This is a genomic window from Streptomyces sp. NPDC058985, assembly GCF_042740985.1.
Lineage (GTDB): Bacteria > Actinomycetota > Actinomycetes > Streptomycetales > Streptomycetaceae > Streptomyces.
Genome location: NZ_JBHYJX010000041.1, coordinates 36,828 through 52,098, shown reverse-complemented (window position 1 = coordinate 52,098; position 15,271 = coordinate 36,828). Strand labels below are relative to the sequence as shown.

Below are 15,271 nucleotides of genomic sequence, written 5' to 3'. Positions count from 1 at the left end.
TCATTCCCTTCGTACGAGCCGCACGCCCTGTAGCAAGCGCTTTCTATACGGAACGAAGCTAGCCTGTGAACGGTGGTCTGGACAAGACCGCGATTCGGGTGAGTTGTTCGAGGGGGCGAACGACGACGCATGGGGGCCGTAGGGTCACCGCGACGGCGTTCGGCTCACGCGCGATGCGGAGGACGAGGACATGACGGTGACACTTGCGGACGTGGCGGCCCGCGCCCAGGTCTCCCCCGCGACGGTGTCGCGCGTGCTGAACGGGAACTACCCGGTGGCCGCCACCACCCGGGAGCGGGTGCTGAAGGCGGTCGACGAGCTGGACTACGTGCTCAACGGCCCGGCGAGCGCCCTGGCCGCGGCCACGTCCGACCTGGTCGGCATCCTGGTCAACGACATCGCCGACCCCTTCTTCGGCATCATGGCCGGCGCCATCCAGTCCGAGATCGGTGGGCCGGGCGGCAGAGCGGGCGGCGAGCGGCTCGCGGTGGTCTGCAACACCGGCGGCTCCCCGGAGCGCGAGCTGACCTACCTCACCCTGCTGCAGCGCCAGCGCGCGGCGGCCGTCGTGCTGACCGGCGGGGCGATGGAGGACGCGGCGCACCAGGCGGCGGTGGCGGCGAAGCTGCGGAAGCTGACGGAGGCCGGGACGCGGGTGGTGCTGTGCGGGCGGCCGCCGGCGCCGGAGACCGGGGCCATCGCGCTGACCTTCGACAACCGCGGGGGCGGCCGGGAGCTGACCGAGCACCTGCTCGGGCTCGGCCACCGCCGGCTCGGCTATATCGCCGGCCCTCAGGAGCGGACCACCACCCGGCACCGGCTGGAGGGCCACCGCGCCGCGCTCGCCGCGCACGGCGTCGAGGAGGACCCCCGCTGGACGGTCCACGGCCGCTACGACCGGCAGTCCGGGTACGAGGCGACGCTGGAGCTGCTGCGCCGGGACCCCTCCCTGACGGCGGTCGTGGCGGCGAACGACTCGGTCGCGCTGGGCGCATGCGCGGCGCTGCGGGACTCGGGGCTGCGGATCCCGGACGACGTGTCCGTGGCCGGCTTCGACGATCTGCCGTTCAGCATCGACGCGGTGCCCGCGCTGACGACGGTCCGGCTGCCGCTGGCGGAGGCCGGGGCGCGTGCGGGGCGGGTGGCGATGGGGCGGGAGGAGGCGCCGGCCGGGGGGATCGCGACGGTGCGGGGGGAGCTGATGGTGCGGGGGTCCTCCGGAGGGCCTCGGGGGTAGGTACCGTCGGTTCTTTGATGCCCCGCGTTGGTGGGGGCCTTGGTGGGGGCTGCCGCCCCCACACCCCCGCTTCGGCCTGGACGGCCTCGTCCTCAAGCGCCGGACGGGCTGACAGTGGACGGCGACTCGTCATCAGACCCCGGAGAGACTGACAGAGGACGGCGACGTCATCAGACCCCGGAGAGACTGACAGAGGACGGCGACGTCATCAGACCCCGGACAGGCTGGTGATGCCGCTCGGCGACACCAAGTGGCGGGCAGGAATGCGGGCGGCGGAGCCGGGTACGCTCCGGGGTCATGAAGCTGGCGTTCTCCACCCTTGGTGTCCCCGGGCTGCCCCTGACCGATGTGCTGGGCCTCGCGACCGCACACGGCTACCACGGTGTCGAGTTGCGCGCCCATCCGGAGGAACCGGTGAACCCGGGCCTGTCCCCGGACGAACGGGCGGCCGTGGCGGCCGAGTTCAAGGCGTCCGGCGTGGAACTGCTCAGTGTGGCCGGGTACGCGCGGGTGGCCGCGCCCGGGGACGACGAGCCGGTCCTCGCCGAGATCCGCGCCCTGCTCGAACTCGCCCGCGACCTGGGCGCTCCGTACATCCGCGTCTTCCCCGGCGGCGGCACGGAGCAGAGCGCCGAGGAGGCCGACGCGACGGCCGCCCGGCGGCTGGGCACGGCCGCCGAGTATGCCGCCGACCTCGGCGTCCGCATCCTCCTGGAGACCCACGACTCGCACCGCACGGGCGCCGACGCGATGCGCGTCCTCGGCCTGGTCGGGCACCTCCGGGTCGGCGCACTGTGGGACGTGATGCACACCTGGCGGGGCGGCGAGCAGCCCTTCGAGTCGTACGCGGCCCTCGCCCCGCACCTCGGCTACGTGCAGGTCAAGGACATCGCCTCCGCCGAGGACACCACACCGCTGCCGCTGGGCGCGGGCGTGCTGCCGCTCACCGAGGTGGTGGACGTCCTCTCCCGGCACGGCTGGGACGGCTGGCTGTGCTGGGAGTACGAGAAGCGGTGGTACGAGTCGGCCGCTCCGTTGCCCGGGCTGCTGACCGCCGGCCGCGAGCACCTGAACCGGCTGCTCACCGACGCGGCGTGAGGGCGTCCGCCGCCGACCTGACCCGGCGCTCCATCCGCTCTCGCCGCTCGGGCCACTCCGCCGCCGTGATCGAGTAGATCGCGGAGTCGCGCAGCCGGCCCTCCTCGCCCGGCGCCCAGGAGCGGGACCAGTTGCGCAGGACGCCCTCGAGACGGGCGCCGGTCTTCTCGATCGCCGCCCGGGAACGGGTGTTGCGGGCGTCGGTCTTGAGGTCGACCCGGGACACCTGCCAGACCTCGAAGGCGTGACGGAACAGGAGCAGCTTGGCCTCGGCGTTCAGGCCGGTGCCCTGGGCGGAGCCGGCCAGCCAGGTGAAGCCGACCTCGATCGCGTCGAGGGCGTCGTCGGTGAGCCAGGAACGGGGTTCCCAGTAGGCGGTGGCGCCGACCGCCCGCCCGGTGGCGAGGGAGATCTGCGCGTAGGGCGCCAGCCGCCCCGAGGCCGCGCGGGAGAGTTGGGCGTCGATGTAGGCGCCGACCTCGCCGGCCCTCGGCACCCACGTGTACGCGTAGCCGCCGCGGTCCTCCTCCGCCGCCACCGCGAGGTCGGCCGCGTGCCGGTGACCCAGCGGCTCCAGTCGTACCAGCGTGCCTTCGAGGGACGGGCCCTTCAGTGTGAATGTCACCGAACGGATTCTTGCGCCGGTGCGGAGGGCCGTCCAACGAATTCCGGGCGGGCCGACGCGATCACGTACGGCGTCCGGTCGCGGGCGCGCCGGCCCGTGAGCGTCGTCAGCGCCACCCCGCCCACCAGCAGCGCCGCCGCGCACCAGCGCAGGGGTGTCACCGCCTCGCCGAGGAAGAGGGCCGCCGAGGACATCCCGAAGACCGGGACCAGGAGCGAGAAGGGCGCGACCGTCGACGCGGGGTGACGGCGCAGCAGCCAGCCCCAGGCGCCGAAGCCGAAGACGGTCGAGACCCAGGCCACGTAGAGGATCGTGCCGCCGCCCTGCCAGTCCAGGCCGCGCAGTGCCGCGAGGTCCGCTTCCGGGCCCTCCGTCAGCAGGGAGAGGGCCAGCAGCGGCAGCACCGGGACGGTGCACACCCACACCATGAAGTTCAGGGCGTCGGGCGGGGACGCCTTGCGGGTGAGGACGTTGGACAGTCCCCACGCGGCGGCCGCCCCGACGACCATCAGGAAGGCGCCCAGTGGACCGGACGCGCCCTCGTCGACCGCCGCCACACCGATGCCGGCCAGCGCGACGAGCATGCCCGCCGCCTGGACGCGGGAGGGGCGCTCGCCCAGGACCGCGGCGGCGATCACCGCGGTGAACACCGCCTGGATCTGCAGGACCAGGGAGGACAGGCCGGCCGGCATGCCCGCGTCCATGCCCACGAAGACCAGGCCGAACTTGGCCACGCCCAGCACCAGCCCCACCGCCACGATCCACTTCCACGCGACCTTGGGCCGGCCCACCAGGAAGACGGCGGGCAGGGCGGCCGCCAGGAAGCGCAGGGCGGAGAAGAGCAGCGGCGGGAAGTGGTCGAGGCCGACCTCGATGACCGTGAAGTTCACGCCCCAGACGGCGGCGACGAGCACGGCGAGGAGGAGGTGGGAAGGTCGCATGCGTCGAGGATCGCGGCACCGGACGGTGTAGCACCAGCGATGATTGCTGCATGGTTGGATGAAGAGCTGCTAACCGTTTGGACTGCTGGCTGTCTGGACTGCTGACTGTTTTGTCGTCGGGAGGCGTCGTGCTCGATCTTCAGCGTCTGCGTGCCCTGCACGCCGTGTCCGTGCACGGCACGGTGGGCGCGGCCGCCGCCGCGCTCGGGTTCACGCCGTCCGCGGTGTCGCAGCAGATCGCCAAGTTGGAGCGGGAGACCAGGACGGTACTCCTGGAGCGGGAGGGGCGCGGGGTCCGGCTCACCGACGAGGCGTGGCAGCTGGTCGCCACCGCCGTCGAGCTGCTGGCCCTGGTGGAGCGGGCGGAGACCCGGCTGGAGGAGCGGCGCGGGGTGCCGTCGGGGCGGCTGGCGGTGGCCGCGTTCGCGTCGGCGGCGCGCGGTCTGCTGCCCTCGGTGCTGGCCGACCTGGCCGCCCGTCATCCCGCGCTCGACACCCGGCTCACCGAGGTCGACCCGCATCTGTCCGTGGACCTGGTGGCGAAGGGCGCCGTCGACCTGGTGGTGGCGCACGACTGGGACATCGCCCCGCTGCCGGCCCCGGCCGGGGTGGAGCAGGCGCCGATCGGCGAGGACCTGTGCGATCTGCTCGTGCCCGAGGGGCACCGCTTCGCCGGCCGGTCCGCCGTCCGGCGTGCGGAGCTGGGCGGGGAGCGGTGGATCTGCCAGCCGCCCGGCCGGGTCTGCCACGACTGGCTGATGCGGACCCTGCGGGGCGCCGGGCACGAGCCGGACATCGTCCACCAGGCGGATGAGAATCCGACGCTCGTCGCCCTGGTCGCGGCCGGTCTTGGCATCGCCCTGATCCCCCGGCTGGGGCGCGGCCCGCTGCCGTCCGGGGTGGTGGAGGTGGAACTCGACCCGATGCCGGTACGGCGGCTGTACGCGCTGTGGCGGGCGGGCGCGGCGCGCCGTCCGGCGATCGCGGAGACGGTGCGCACGCTGCGGGCCCACTGGCCGGCGGCCTCGGCGCACACCGTCCCGTAGCCGGGCGTGGTCAGTCCCGGGCGCGGCGGATGTCGATGTTGCCGTGCCGGGTGCGGGCGCGGACCTCGACGGCCTCCTCGGTCTTCTCCGGGCTCCCGGACGCGGTGAGGGTGTTGCGGACCTGTCCCGAACGCGAGTTGACGTCGAGCCAGGCGGCCGTGCCCTCGGCGACGCCGACCTCGATGGCGCCGTAGCTGGTCTGCAACTGGACGGAGCCGCGGGTCACGCGCCCCACCCGCAGGGTGCCGTGGGCCGTGGTGGCGGTGACGGAGTTCTCGGCGCGGGCGACGTCGATGTCTCCGTTGGCGCCGTTGACCCGCACCTCCCCGACGGCGGTGCCGACGGTCGTGGTGCCGTGCGAGTTCTTCAGGACGGCGGAGCCGTCGAGCAGGCCGACGCGCAGGCTGCCGGAGCTGGTGGCGATCTCCGCGGCGCCCTCGACACGGTCCACGGTGATGGAGCCGTGGGACGCCGTCAGGTTGAGCGGGCCGGTCGCGTCGAAGCGGACGTCGCCGGACGAGACCTTCACGCGGACCTCGCCGAGCCGTCCCTCGCCGAGCACCTGGGTCCAGGCACCGGTCAGGTCGACGCGCGAGCCCTCGGGCAGTTCGACGGTCACGTCGACGGTGCCGGAGCGGCCGAACAGGCCGGCCTTGGGGGTCCTGACGGTCAGTGCGCCGCCCGCGCAGGTGACCTCGGTCTGCTCCGCGGTGCGGTTGTCGACGTCCTTCTTCGCGTTGCGGGGCCGGACCTCGACGACGGTGTCGGTGCGGTCGCCCGCCGTGAACTGGATGGAACCGGCCTCGACGTGCGCGGTGACCGAGATCGGTTCGGGAGTGTCGAAAGAAGGCATGGCTGTCCCGTCCTCATGAGTCGTTGGGGCGTCCCCGCTGGTGGGACGTGGTGTGGGTGAGGTGGAGCGGGCGTGCGGCGCGCTACGGCTGCTCAGCGCACCCAGCCCGTGAAGCTCTGTCCGACGTTCTGGGTGCGTTCCGTCGGGCGCGGGCGGCCGCCGCCCTCGACGGCGGCCGACACGGCCCGCACCAGCCAGGCGTTGACCGACAGGCCCTCGCGGCTCGCGGCCTCCTCGGCGCGGGACTTGAGATGGGCGGGCAGGCGCAGGTTGACCCGGGCGGTGCCGCCCTCGTCACCTTCGGCGGGCGCCTGCGGCCTGAGCGGTTCGACGGGTGCGGCCGCGTCCCCGAGGCCGCCGCCTTCGGTGGGCGGCACGGTCACCACGAAGTCGGGGTCCAGTCCCCGCAGCCTCAGGTCGACCGAGCCCGGGGCAAGTTCGCGGGTGATCTCGTCCATGGCCGCGGAGAGCACGTTGAGCATGGTCAGCCTGGTCGCCGACTCCAGGGGGGCGGTGAGCCGTTCGGCCAGTTCGCGGGCTTCTTCTCCGCCGGCTTCGGCGGCCACCGCGAGTTCGCGGCGGAGGGTGTCGACATACGGCGTGAGGTCCATGACGTCATCATGGCACCATGATGGCCCCATATGCAAGCCGCGCGGCGCCATCGTGATTACATAGCGAGCATTTCGACCTCTGACCTGCGGAGATGGAGTGGTGCCAACCTTTTCAAACTAGGCACCACACCTCTTCGACCGACCGCAGAGGCACGGAATGGCATCATCCGGTGCCACATGACGCCATGTGGCACCACTCAGTGCCACACGCCGCCACCCGCACGCTGCCGGACGAGTCTCCGTGGCGCGGCGACGGCTACCCTGACGCCGACGGCGGCCCCTCCCACACCGGCTCCCCCGCCCCCGTGCGCCTTCGGGCTACTCCTGTGCGGTCCCTTGACTGGCAGAAACTTCCTGGATATTGGTGGCTCCTTGGCAGTTTCCTTCAGCAGCTCTCCAGCGATCCCCAGCGGATCACTCCGGAAGGAGCGCACGTGCACCACAGCAGCACGGCCGGCACGGGAAGCACCGCACACCCCTCCAGACGTACCGTCCTCGCCGCCACCGCGGTCGTCACCGCGGCCCTGGCGGCCGGCGGCGGCACGGCCCATGCCGACCCGCACCGGCCCGACGACGCCAAGCTCCGCGGCCTGATCTCCCGCATGACGCTGGAGGAGAAGGTCGGCCAGCTCTTCGTCATGCGGGTCTACGGCCACTCCGCCACCGCCCCCGACCAGGCCGACATCGACGCCAACCTCAAGGAGATCGGCGTCCGCACCGCGGCCGAGCTGGTCGCCAAGTACCGGGTCGGCGGCGTCATCTACTTCGCCTGGGCGCACAACACCCGCGACCCGCACCAGATCGCCGACCTCTCCAACGGCATCCAGAAGGCGTCCCTGGAGCTGCCGCGCGGCCTGCCGGTGCTGATCTCCACCGACCAGGAACACGGCATAGTGGCCCGCGTGGGCGAACCGGCGACCCTCTTCCCGGGCGCGATGGCCGTCGGCGCCGGCGGATCGCGGTCCGACGCCCGCGCCCTCGGCCGCATCGCGGGCGCCGAACTGCACGCGATGGGCGTCCGGCAGGACTACTCCCCCGTCGCCGACGTGAACGTCAACCCGGCCAACCCCGTGATCGGCGTGCGGTCCTTCGGCGCCGATCCGGAGGCGGTGGCGGAGATGGTGGCCGCCGAGGTGACGGGGTACCAGCGATCCGGGGTCGCCGCGTGCGCCAAGCACTTCCCCGGGCACGGCGACACCGCCACCGACAGCCACACCGGCCTGCCGGAGATCACACACACCCGCGAGGAGTGGGAGACGCTGGACGCGCCGCCCTTCCGCGCGGCGATCGACGCCGGCATCGACGCGATCATGACCGCCCACCTGGTGGTCCCGGCGCTCGACGACTCCGGCGACCCGGCCACCCTCTCCCGCCCCATCCTCACCGGCATCCTGCGCGAGGAACTGGGCTACGACGGGGTCGTGGTCACCGACTCGCTCGGCATGGAGGGCGTGCGGACCAAGTACGGCGACGAGCGCGTGCCGGTGCTCGCGCTGAAGGCCGGCGTCGACCAGCTGCTCAACCCGCCCGACCTGGACCTCGCCTGGAACGCGGTCCTGACGGCCGTACGGGAAGGCGAACTGACCGAGGCGCGGCTCGACGAATCGATCCTGCGGGTGCTGCGGCTGAAGGCGAAGCTGGGGCTGTTCCGGGACGCCTACACCAGCCGGCGGGACGTCGACCGGACGGTGGGCACCCGGGCCCACCTGGCGGCGGCCGACCGGATCGCCGAGCGGACCACCACCCTGCTGGTCAACGAGGACCGGCTGCTGCCGCTGTCGCGGCGCGAGCATCGCAGGGTGCTCGTCGTGGGCGCCGACCCCGCCTCGCCGTCGGGCACGACCGGGCCGCCCACCGGGGTGCTCGCGGGCGAACTGACGGAGCTGGGCTTCACGGCCACCGCCCTGTCCACCGGCACCGCCCCCTCCGCCGCCGTGATCGACGGCGCGGTCGCGGCCGCCGGGGACGCGGACGCGGTGGTGGTCGCGACGTACAACGTCACGGCGGCGAGCAGCCAGCGCACCCTGGTCACGCGGCTGCTGGAGACCGGGAAACCCGTCGTCGCGGTCGCGATCCGCAACCCGTACGACGTGGCCCACCTCCCCGGCGTCCGCGCCCACCTGGCCGCCTACTCCTGGACCGACGTGGAGGTGCGCGCGGCGGCCCGGGTGATCGCCGGGCGGGTCCGGCCGCGCGGGCAGCTGCCGGTGCCGGTGGTCCGGGCGGACGATCCGGACACGGTGCTCTACCCCCTCGGGCACGGGCTGTCCTACCGGTCGTAGGGCGTAGCGCGGCCTACGTCACGCGCCGGGGGCGCCCCCGGCGACCGTGCCCGAAGCACCCCGCGCGTCTGGCGTGCGCCCGCTGCGGCGGGTCACGCTGGACCGGGGATCCAGGGGGACGGCGATGCGTGAGAGACGGGCCGCGGCAGTGCGGTGGGCGCTGCCGGTGCTGTGCGCCCTGCTCCTGACGGGCTGCCAGAGCCCGGCGGGCCCGGCTGGTGGGGACACCGGCGGCCCGGCCTCCGGTGACGGGCGGTCCGGCGGGGCCCCGGCGTCGGGGTCGGCATCGGCCGCGAGCCCGGCGTCCGGGTACGGGGCGGTGTTCCTGGCGGTCGACGAGTGCGGCTCGTTCGGCACGGTCAGCTCCACCGAGGTGCCGTGCGACAGCGAACGGGCGGCGGCCCGGGTCGTGGCCCGGGAGGACGGCCGCGCGAGCGACGGGCCCCCGTGCCCCGCCACCACCGACTTCGTCCTGCACATCAGCGAGCAGCGCCCCTCCGCCGACGAGGACGGCGACGGGACCGTGCCCCAGGGCTACGCCTGCATGCGCAACCTCCAGCCACCGCACCCCGGCGACCCGGGCGGCGGTGGCGGACCGCGCACCATCGTCGGCGACTGCGTCCACGACACCGGCGACGGCAAGGTCCGCGAGACCGCGTGCGACGGCACGGGGGAACGCGAGCCCCAGTTCAAGGTGGTCGAGGCGGTCGCCGACCGGGCCGACTGCCCCGCCTCGACCGGCCTGTACGTCCGCCTCGGCGGTGCCCGGCCGGTGGGCTGTGCCCGGCCCCTGTGAGCGGCCGGGCACAGTCACCTTGCCGAGACTGCTGACCTTGCTACGGGCGCAGCACCGGCTCGCGCTCGACGTCCCGCTGGTCCAGCTTGGCGTCGAACGTCGCCAGCGGCTTGGCCGCCGACGGGTTCTCCTGCACCTTGTCGGAGGCGACGCCCGCCCAGTCGAGGATGCGGGCGGTGGCCTTCGCCTTCTGGTCCGGGACCAGACCGGCGACGTTGGCCCCGTGGTTCATGCCGGGCGCGGTGAGCACGTAGGAGTCGCGCGCGCCGTGGCCGAGGCGGAAGGGCTCGGCGCCCCACGGGTCGTTCTCGCCGTAGACGAACAGCATCTGCCGGGCGTTGTGCCGGACCCAGCGGTCGACGTCCCACATGGCCAGCGGCTGGAACCGCATCGGGATCGACCGGGGCACGAAGTTGCGCGGCGGCTGGTAGCCGTAGCGGATGTACTTCTTCTCGATGTGCGGGAAGTGGATCGTCGGGGCGCCCAGCTGGGTGCCCGCCTGGTAGTAGTACGGCGTGTAGGTCTCCAGGCCCTGGTCCGTGTAGGCGGAGAAGCCGGAGATCGAGTCGACGGAGTCCCAGATCGCCTCGTCGGTGGCGTTCTTGGCGTCGGCCGGGATGTCGGCGCAGTCGGCGAGGGTGCTGTACTGCCAGAAGCCCCAGACGTAGTCGAGGACGACGGCCTCGTAGGCGCGGTCCAGGCTGCCGATGGTGTCGAAGGTGTAGCCGTTCTCGGCCGCGTACGCCTCGTACTTCTTCTCGAGCGGCGCACGGCGCACCAGCGCCTCGCGCTGCACCCCGTTCAGCTTGTCGCGGCACTCCTCGGTGCCGACGCGGGCGAAGAAGCGGTCGTAGGCCGAGTCCTCGCGGTTGACCACGTCGTTGGGAGCGACGTAGGCGACGACGCCGTCCATGTCGCGCGGGTAGAAGCGCTCGTAGTAGGTGGCGGTCATGCCGCCCTTGGAGCCGCCGGTGGAGATCCAGTTCTTCCTGTAGAGCGGCTTGAGAGCCTCGAAGATGCGGTGCTGGTCGCTGGCGGCCTGCCAGATGTCCAGCTTGGACCAGTCGGCCGGGGCCGGCCGGGACGGGGTGAAGTAGCGGTACTCCATGGAGACCTGGTTGCCGTCCACGATCTGGGTCGGCTCGCGCCGGCTGGGGTTCGTGGAGACGTTGTAGCCGCCGGTGTAGAAGACCGTCGGGCGGTTCACGTCCTTGTGCAGGACGGTGATCCGCTGCTGGAACGTGCCCTTGGACGGACGCCGGTGGTCGACCGGCTGCGTGTAGTTGAGGACGAAGAAGCGGTAGCCGGTGTACGGCTTCTCCTCGATCAGACTCATGCCCGGTATGGACAGCAGCCGGTCCTTGATGTCGACGGCCTTCGGCTCGGCGGCGGTGGCCGCCCCCGCCGTGCTGACGGTGCCTATGAGCACCACGAGCGCCAGCAGCCATCTGAGCGCCTTGCGCATGCACCCTCCCTGTGAAACGGATGTCCGCCGGAAGCTATCGGAGCAAGTCGCGCGCGCACCAGGGGAGATGGGGAAAAGGCCCGTCCGGTTCCCGGTGGACGGGCCGCCTCAGCACAGGATCCAGCCGGAGCTGACCGAGCGGCCGGAGACCTTGCCGGTCACCCATACGCAGCGCTTCCCGGCGTGCACCGTCACGGGCCCCGCCCGGTAGGCGAACCGCCCCGAGTCCACCACCGCACGCCCCCCGCGCGCCCGCACGCTCACGGACATCTGCCGCTTGGTGCCGGGCCTCTTGGGGACGGTGACGGCACAGACGTAGCCGCCGCGCCGGTGGACGAGGACCGACCCCGTCGCGAACGGGAGCGTGCGCACCTTGCGGCCCGGGCACGCCGTGGCGGCGTGGGCCTGATGCGGCGTCACCACGGTGAGCAGCCCGGCGGCCACCAGCAGGGCCATGACGAGCGCCGGCCCGCGTCGTGTCCCAGCACCGGCTCGGCCCACTGTCGTCCCCTCCGTACGGCGGTCACTGGCGTACGGATGTACGGACGCGTGCCGGGTGTCGAATGGTTGCGCGAGCGTCAGTGTGCCGCGCCGACCGGTTCCTCGGGCTCCGCCGCGCCGACGAAGGTCCGCCACAGCCGCGCGTACCGCCCGTCGAGGGCCAGCAGCTCGTCGTGCGTGCCGTCCTCGGCGACCCGCCCGCCGTCCATCACGACGACGCGGTCCGCGCGGGCGGCCGTGGTCAGCCGGTGGGCGACGACCAGCGTCGTCCGCCGGCCCGCTATCCGGTCGGTGGCCTGGTTGACCTGCGCCTCGGTGGCCAGGTCCAGCGCGGCCGTCGCCTCGTCGAGGAGCAGCACGTCCGGGTCGACCAGCTCGGCGCGGGCCAGCGCGATCAGCTGCCGCTGCCCGGCGGAGAGGTTGCGGCCCCGTTCGGCGACCTCGTGCAGGTACCCGCCGGTGAGGGTGGCGATCATCTCGTGAGCGCCGACCGCCCGCGCCGCCGCCTCCACGTCGGCGTCGGTGGCGTCCGGGCGCCCGTAGGCGATGGCGTCCCGCACGGTGCCCGGGAAGAGGTACGCCTCCTGTGGGACGACGCCCAGCCGGTGCCGGTAGGAGGTGAGGTCGAGGGCGCGCAGGTCCTGCCCGTCGACGGTGACCCGGCCGCCGGTCGGGTCGTAGAACCGGGCCACCAGCTTCACCAGGGTCGACTTGCCCGCGCCGGTCTCGCCGACGAAGGCGACGGTCTGCCCGGCGGGGATGCGCAGGTCGATGCCGGTGAGGGCCGCCTCCGCCTCGTCGGCGCCCCCGTACCGGAAGTGCACGTCCTCGAAGGCGATCTCACCGCGCAGGGACGTGACCTCGGCGGGCTTCTGGGCGGCCCGGGTGGAGGTCGGCTCGCGCAGCAGCTCCTGGATGCGGCCCAGCGAGACGGACGCCTGCTGGTAGCCGTCGAAGACCTGGGAGAGCTGCTGAACGGGCGCGAAGAACAGGTCGATGTAGAGCAGGTACGCCACCAGCGCGCCGGTGGTCAGCGTCGCGTCGTCGATCCGCCCGCCGCCCACGATGAGCACGGCCGCGGCGGCGCCCGAGGAGAGCAACTGGACGAAGGGGAAGTAGATGGAGATCAGCCACTGTCCCCGGATGCGGGCCTGGCGGTAGCTGTCGCTGCGTTCGGCGAACCGCCGCCCGCCGTCGCCCTCGCGCCGGAAGGCCTGCACGATCCGCAGCCCCGCGACCGACTCCTGGAGGTCGGCGTTGACCGTGGAGACCCGCTCCCGGGCCAGTTCGTACGCCTTCACGCTGGCCTTGCGGAAGAAGTACGTGGCGATGATCAGCGGCGGCAGCGTCGCGAAGACGACGAAGGCGAGCTGTACGTCGATGACCAGCAGGGCGACCAGGATGCCGAAGAAGGTGACGATGGAGACGAAGGCGGTGACCAGCCCGGTCTGGAGGAACGTCGACAGCGCGTCCACGTCGGTGGTCATCCGGGTCATGATCCGGCCGGTCAGCTCGCGCTCGTAGTAGTCGAGGCCGAGCCGCTGGAGCTGGGCGAAGATCTTCAGGCGGAGCGAGTACAGGATCCGCTCCCCCGTCCGGCCGGTCATGCGGATCTCGCCGGTCTGCGCCGTCCACTGGGCGAGCACCGCGAGCAGGCCGAGCAGCGAGACCGCCCAGACCGCGCCGAGCGCGAGCTGGGTGACGCCCTCGTCGATGCCGTGCCGGATCAGCACCGGCAGCAGCAGGCCCATCCCGGCGTCCACGGCCACGAGGGCGAGGCTGATCAGCAGGGGGGTGCGGAAGCCGCGCAGCAGGCGGCGCAGACCGTACGACTCCTCCGGCTGGACCGCCCGAGTCTCGTCGACGTCGGGGGTGCCGTCCGCCGGGGGCAGCGCGTCGACCTGGGCGAGCAGTTCGGGGGTGGCCGGGGTGCCGGCCAGGGCGGTGTCCTTCGGGGTGCGGTCGCCGGTCCACAGCCGTGGGGTGACGCCGCGCTCGGCGTCGAACTCGGCGTCCAGTTCCTCGCGGACGGAGGTGTCCTCCCGCGGCACGGCGGCGGGGGTGTGCCCCGGTGAGACGCCGCCCAGCTCGTCGGGGTCGGTGAGCAGGCGGCGGTAGAGGGCGGAGCGCTCCTGGAGTTCCTCGTGGGTGCCGAGGTCGGCGAGGCGGCCGTGGTCGAGGACGGCGATGCGGTCGGCGAGGCCCAGGGTGGAGCGGCGGTGCGCGATGAGCAGCGTGGTGCGGCCCCGCATGACCTGCTTCAGCGCCTCGTGGATCTCGTGCTCCACGCGGGCGTCGACGGCGGAGGTGGCGTCGTCGAGGACCAGCAGCCGGGGGTCGGTGAGGATGGCGCGGGCGAGGGCGACGCGCTGGCGCTGGCCGCCGGAGAGGGTCAGGCCGTGCTCGCCGACGGTCGTGTCGTAGCCGTCGGGCAGCTCGCTGACGAACCCGTGCGCCTGCGCGGCCCGCGCGGCGGCCTCGACCTCCTCGTCGGTGGCGTCGGGGCGGCCGTACGCGATGTTGGCGCGGACGGTGTCCGAGAAGAGGAAGGAGTCCTCGGGCACCAGTCCGACGGCGGCCCGCAGCGAGTCGGTCGTCAGCTCGCGCACGTCGTGGCCGCCGACGAGGACGGCGCCGCGCGTCACGTCGTAGAAGCGCGGCAGGAGCAGCGACACCGTGGACTTGCCGGAGCCGGAGGAGCCGACGACGGCGAGGGTCTCGCCGGCCCGGATCTCGAAGGAGAGGCCGTCGAGGACGGGCCGTTCGGCGTCGTAGCCGAAGGACACGTCGTCGAACTCGACGGTCGCGGGCGCGTCGGCCGGCAGCGTCTTGGTGCCGTCCTCGATGGAGGGCTCGGTGTCGATCAGCTCCAGGACGCGTTCGGTACCGGCGCGGGCCTGCTGGCCGACGGTGAGGACCACGGCGAGCATCCGGACCGGGCCGACGAGCTGGGCGAGGTAGGTGGAGAAGGCCACGAAGGTGCCGAGCGTGATGTGCCCGCCCACCGCGAGCCAGCCGCCGAGGGCCAGCATGGCGACCTGGCCGAGCGCGGGGACCGCCTGCAGGGCCGGGGTGTACGCGGCGTTCAGCCTGATCGTCCGCAGCCGCCCCGCGAAGAGCTTGCGCCCTACCTCCCGGAGCTTCCCGGTCTCCTGGTCCTCCTGCCCGAAGCCCTTGACCACGCGGACGCCGCTCACCGAGCCGTCGACCACGCCCGCCACGGCGGCGGCCTGCGCCTGCGCGTACCAGGTGGCGGGGTGCAGTCGGCTGCGGCTGCGGCGGGCGATGAACCACAGCGCGGGGACGACGGCGATGGCGACCAGCGTCAGCGGCAGGGACAGCCACGCCATGATGACCAGGGAGATCAGGAAGAGCAGGACGTTCCCGATGGTCATCGGGAGCATGAAGAGCAGGCCCTGGATCAGCTGGAGGTCGCTGGTCGCCCTGCCGACCACCTGCCCCGTGGACAGCTCGTCCTGCCTCCTGCCGTCGAGCCGGGTGATCGACCCGTACATGTCGGTGCGCAGGTCGTGCTGGACGTCGAGGGCGAGCCGGCCGCCGTAGTAGCGCCGGATGTACGTCAGGACGTAGACGACGGCCGCGGCGGCGACGAGGAGACCGGCCCAGACGGCCATGTCCCTGGTCTTGTCACCGATCACGTCGTCGATGATCACTTTGGTGATCAGCGGGACGAGGGCCATGACGGCCATGCCGCCCAGCGAGGCACCGAGGGCGAGGACGACGTCCTTGGGGTAGCGCCAGGCGTATCCCGCCAGTCGTCGTGTCCATCCCCGTTGCGCGTCCACGCGTGTCCTC

The 15,271-nt window shown here is 73.0% G+C and carries 12 protein-coding genes; 5 read left to right on the top strand and 7 right to left on the bottom strand.

Features of this window, described 5'->3' with window-relative positions:
- Positions 1 to 190: 190 nt before the first annotated feature.
- Together ACFW01_RS29305 and ACFW01_RS29300 are read left to right on the top strand one after the other, a co-directional pair.
- Complete coding sequence (locus tag ACFW01_RS29305; RefSeq protein WP_234961317.1) at positions 191 to 1,237, top strand: LacI family DNA-binding transcriptional regulator; 1,047 nt, start codon at positions 191 to 193, stop codon at positions 1,235 to 1,237.
- A 297-nt stretch (positions 1,238 to 1,534) separates the two neighbouring features.
- Positions 1,535 to 2,335 carry a sugar phosphate isomerase/epimerase family protein gene (locus ACFW01_RS29300; protein WP_384508510.1) on the top strand — a complete coding sequence of 267 codons (801 nt, stop codon included), beginning with the start codon at positions 1,535 to 1,537 and terminating at the stop codon, positions 2,333 to 2,335.
- Here ACFW01_RS29300 and ACFW01_RS29295 read toward each other — a convergent pair.
- Both ACFW01_RS29295 and ACFW01_RS29290 read right to left on the bottom strand, forming a co-directional pair.
- The gene (locus ACFW01_RS29295) at positions 2,319 to 2,960 is read right to left on the bottom strand and encodes a GNAT family N-acetyltransferase (protein WP_384508507.1); all 642 of its coding nucleotides are present in this window, start codon (positions 2,958 to 2,960) and stop codon (positions 2,319 to 2,321) included. The genes ACFW01_RS29300 and ACFW01_RS29295 overlap by 17 nt on opposite strands.
- Positions 2,957 to 3,901, bottom strand: coding sequence for an EamA family transporter (locus ACFW01_RS29290; protein ID WP_234961320.1), 945 nt, complete (start codon positions 3,899 to 3,901; stop codon positions 2,957 to 2,959). Before ACFW01_RS29290 ends, ACFW01_RS29295 begins: the two co-directional genes overlap by 4 nt.
- Positions 3,902 to 4,029: 128 nt before the next feature.
- Between ACFW01_RS29290 and ACFW01_RS29285 the strand changes: the two genes are divergently transcribed.
- Positions 4,030 to 4,947: a LysR family transcriptional regulator gene (locus ACFW01_RS29285; RefSeq protein WP_384508503.1), complete on the top strand. Its 918-nt coding sequence runs from the start codon at positions 4,030 to 4,032 to the stop codon at positions 4,945 to 4,947.
- Positions 4,948 to 4,957: 10 nt separating this feature from the next.
- On the opposite strand, the gene ACFW01_RS29280 is transcribed toward ACFW01_RS29285, so the two are convergent.
- Entirely contained in the window at positions 4,958 to 5,800 is an 843-nt protein-coding gene (locus tag ACFW01_RS29280; protein WP_234961322.1) for a DUF4097 family beta strand repeat-containing protein, read from the bottom strand.
- Positions 5,801 to 5,892: 92 nt separating this feature from the next.
- A complete protein-coding gene (locus ACFW01_RS29275; protein WP_234961323.1) occupies positions 5,893 to 6,411 on the bottom strand; it encodes a toxin-antitoxin system HicB family antitoxin in 519 nt (172 codons plus the stop codon).
- A 434-nt stretch (positions 6,412 to 6,845) separates the two neighbouring features.
- On the opposite strand from ACFW01_RS29275, the gene ACFW01_RS29270 reads away from it, so the two are divergent.
- Both ACFW01_RS29270 and ACFW01_RS29265 read left to right on the top strand, forming a co-directional pair.
- Positions 6,846 to 8,693: a glycoside hydrolase family 3 protein gene (locus ACFW01_RS29270; RefSeq protein ID WP_384508498.1), complete on the top strand. Its 1,848-nt coding sequence runs from the start codon at positions 6,846 to 6,848 to the stop codon at positions 8,691 to 8,693.
- Positions 8,694 to 8,817: 124 nt separating this feature from the next.
- On the top strand, positions 8,818 to 9,489 hold the full coding sequence (locus ACFW01_RS29265; RefSeq protein ID WP_234961325.1) for a hypothetical protein: 672 nt from the start codon (positions 8,818 to 8,820) through the stop codon (positions 9,487 to 9,489).
- 40 nt (positions 9,490 to 9,529) lie between these two features.
- Here ACFW01_RS29265 and ACFW01_RS29260 read toward each other — a convergent pair whose 3' ends face one another.
- The 3 genes from ACFW01_RS29260 to ACFW01_RS29250 all read right to left on the bottom strand — a co-directional run bounded on the left by ACFW01_RS29260 (position 9,530) and on the right by ACFW01_RS29250 (position 15,261).
- Positions 9,530 to 10,954 carry a S28 family serine protease gene (locus tag ACFW01_RS29260; protein ID WP_384508494.1) on the bottom strand — a complete coding sequence of 475 codons (1,425 nt, stop codon included), beginning with the start codon at positions 10,952 to 10,954 and terminating at the stop codon, positions 9,530 to 9,532.
- 108 nt (positions 10,955 to 11,062) lie between these two features.
- Complete coding sequence (locus ACFW01_RS29255) at positions 11,063 to 11,410, bottom strand: hypothetical protein (protein ID WP_384508491.1); 348 nt, start codon at positions 11,408 to 11,410, stop codon at positions 11,063 to 11,065.
- A 122-nt stretch (positions 11,411 to 11,532) separates the two neighbouring features.
- Positions 11,533 to 15,261, bottom strand: coding sequence for an ABC transporter ATP-binding protein (locus tag ACFW01_RS29250; RefSeq protein WP_384508488.1), 3,729 nt, complete (start codon positions 15,259 to 15,261; stop codon positions 11,533 to 11,535).
- Positions 15,262 to 15,271: the final 10 nt, after the last annotated feature.

Bases quoted from the DNA above. Each gene is read 5' to 3' on its own strand.
- ACFW01_RS29300 (WP_384508510.1), top strand. From the start codon at position 1,535: ATGAAGCTGGCGTTCTCCACCCTTGGTGTCCCCGGGCTGCCCCTGACC.
- ACFW01_RS29260 (WP_384508494.1), bottom strand. From the start codon at position 10,954: ATGCGCAAGGCGCTCAGATGGCTGCTGGCGCTCGTGGTGCTCATAGGC.
- ACFW01_RS29275 (WP_234961323.1), bottom strand. From the start codon at position 6,411: ATGGACCTCACGCCGTATGTCGACACCCTCCGCCGCGAACTCGCGGTG.
- ACFW01_RS29255 (WP_384508491.1), bottom strand. From the start codon at position 11,410: ATGGCCCTGCTGGTGGCCGCCGGGCTGCTCACCGTGGTGACGCCGCAT.
- ACFW01_RS29265 (WP_234961325.1), top strand. From the start codon at position 8,818: ATGCGTGAGAGACGGGCCGCGGCAGTGCGGTGGGCGCTGCCGGTGCTG.
- ACFW01_RS29305 (WP_234961317.1), top strand. From the start codon at position 191: ATGACGGTGACACTTGCGGACGTGGCGGCCCGCGCCCAGGTCTCCCCC.
- ACFW01_RS29280 (WP_234961322.1), bottom strand. From the start codon at position 5,800: ATGCCTTCTTTCGACACTCCCGAACCGATCTCGGTCACCGCGCACGTC.
- ACFW01_RS29290 (WP_234961320.1), bottom strand. From the start codon at position 3,901: ATGCGACCTTCCCACCTCCTCCTCGCCGTGCTCGTCGCCGCCGTCTGG.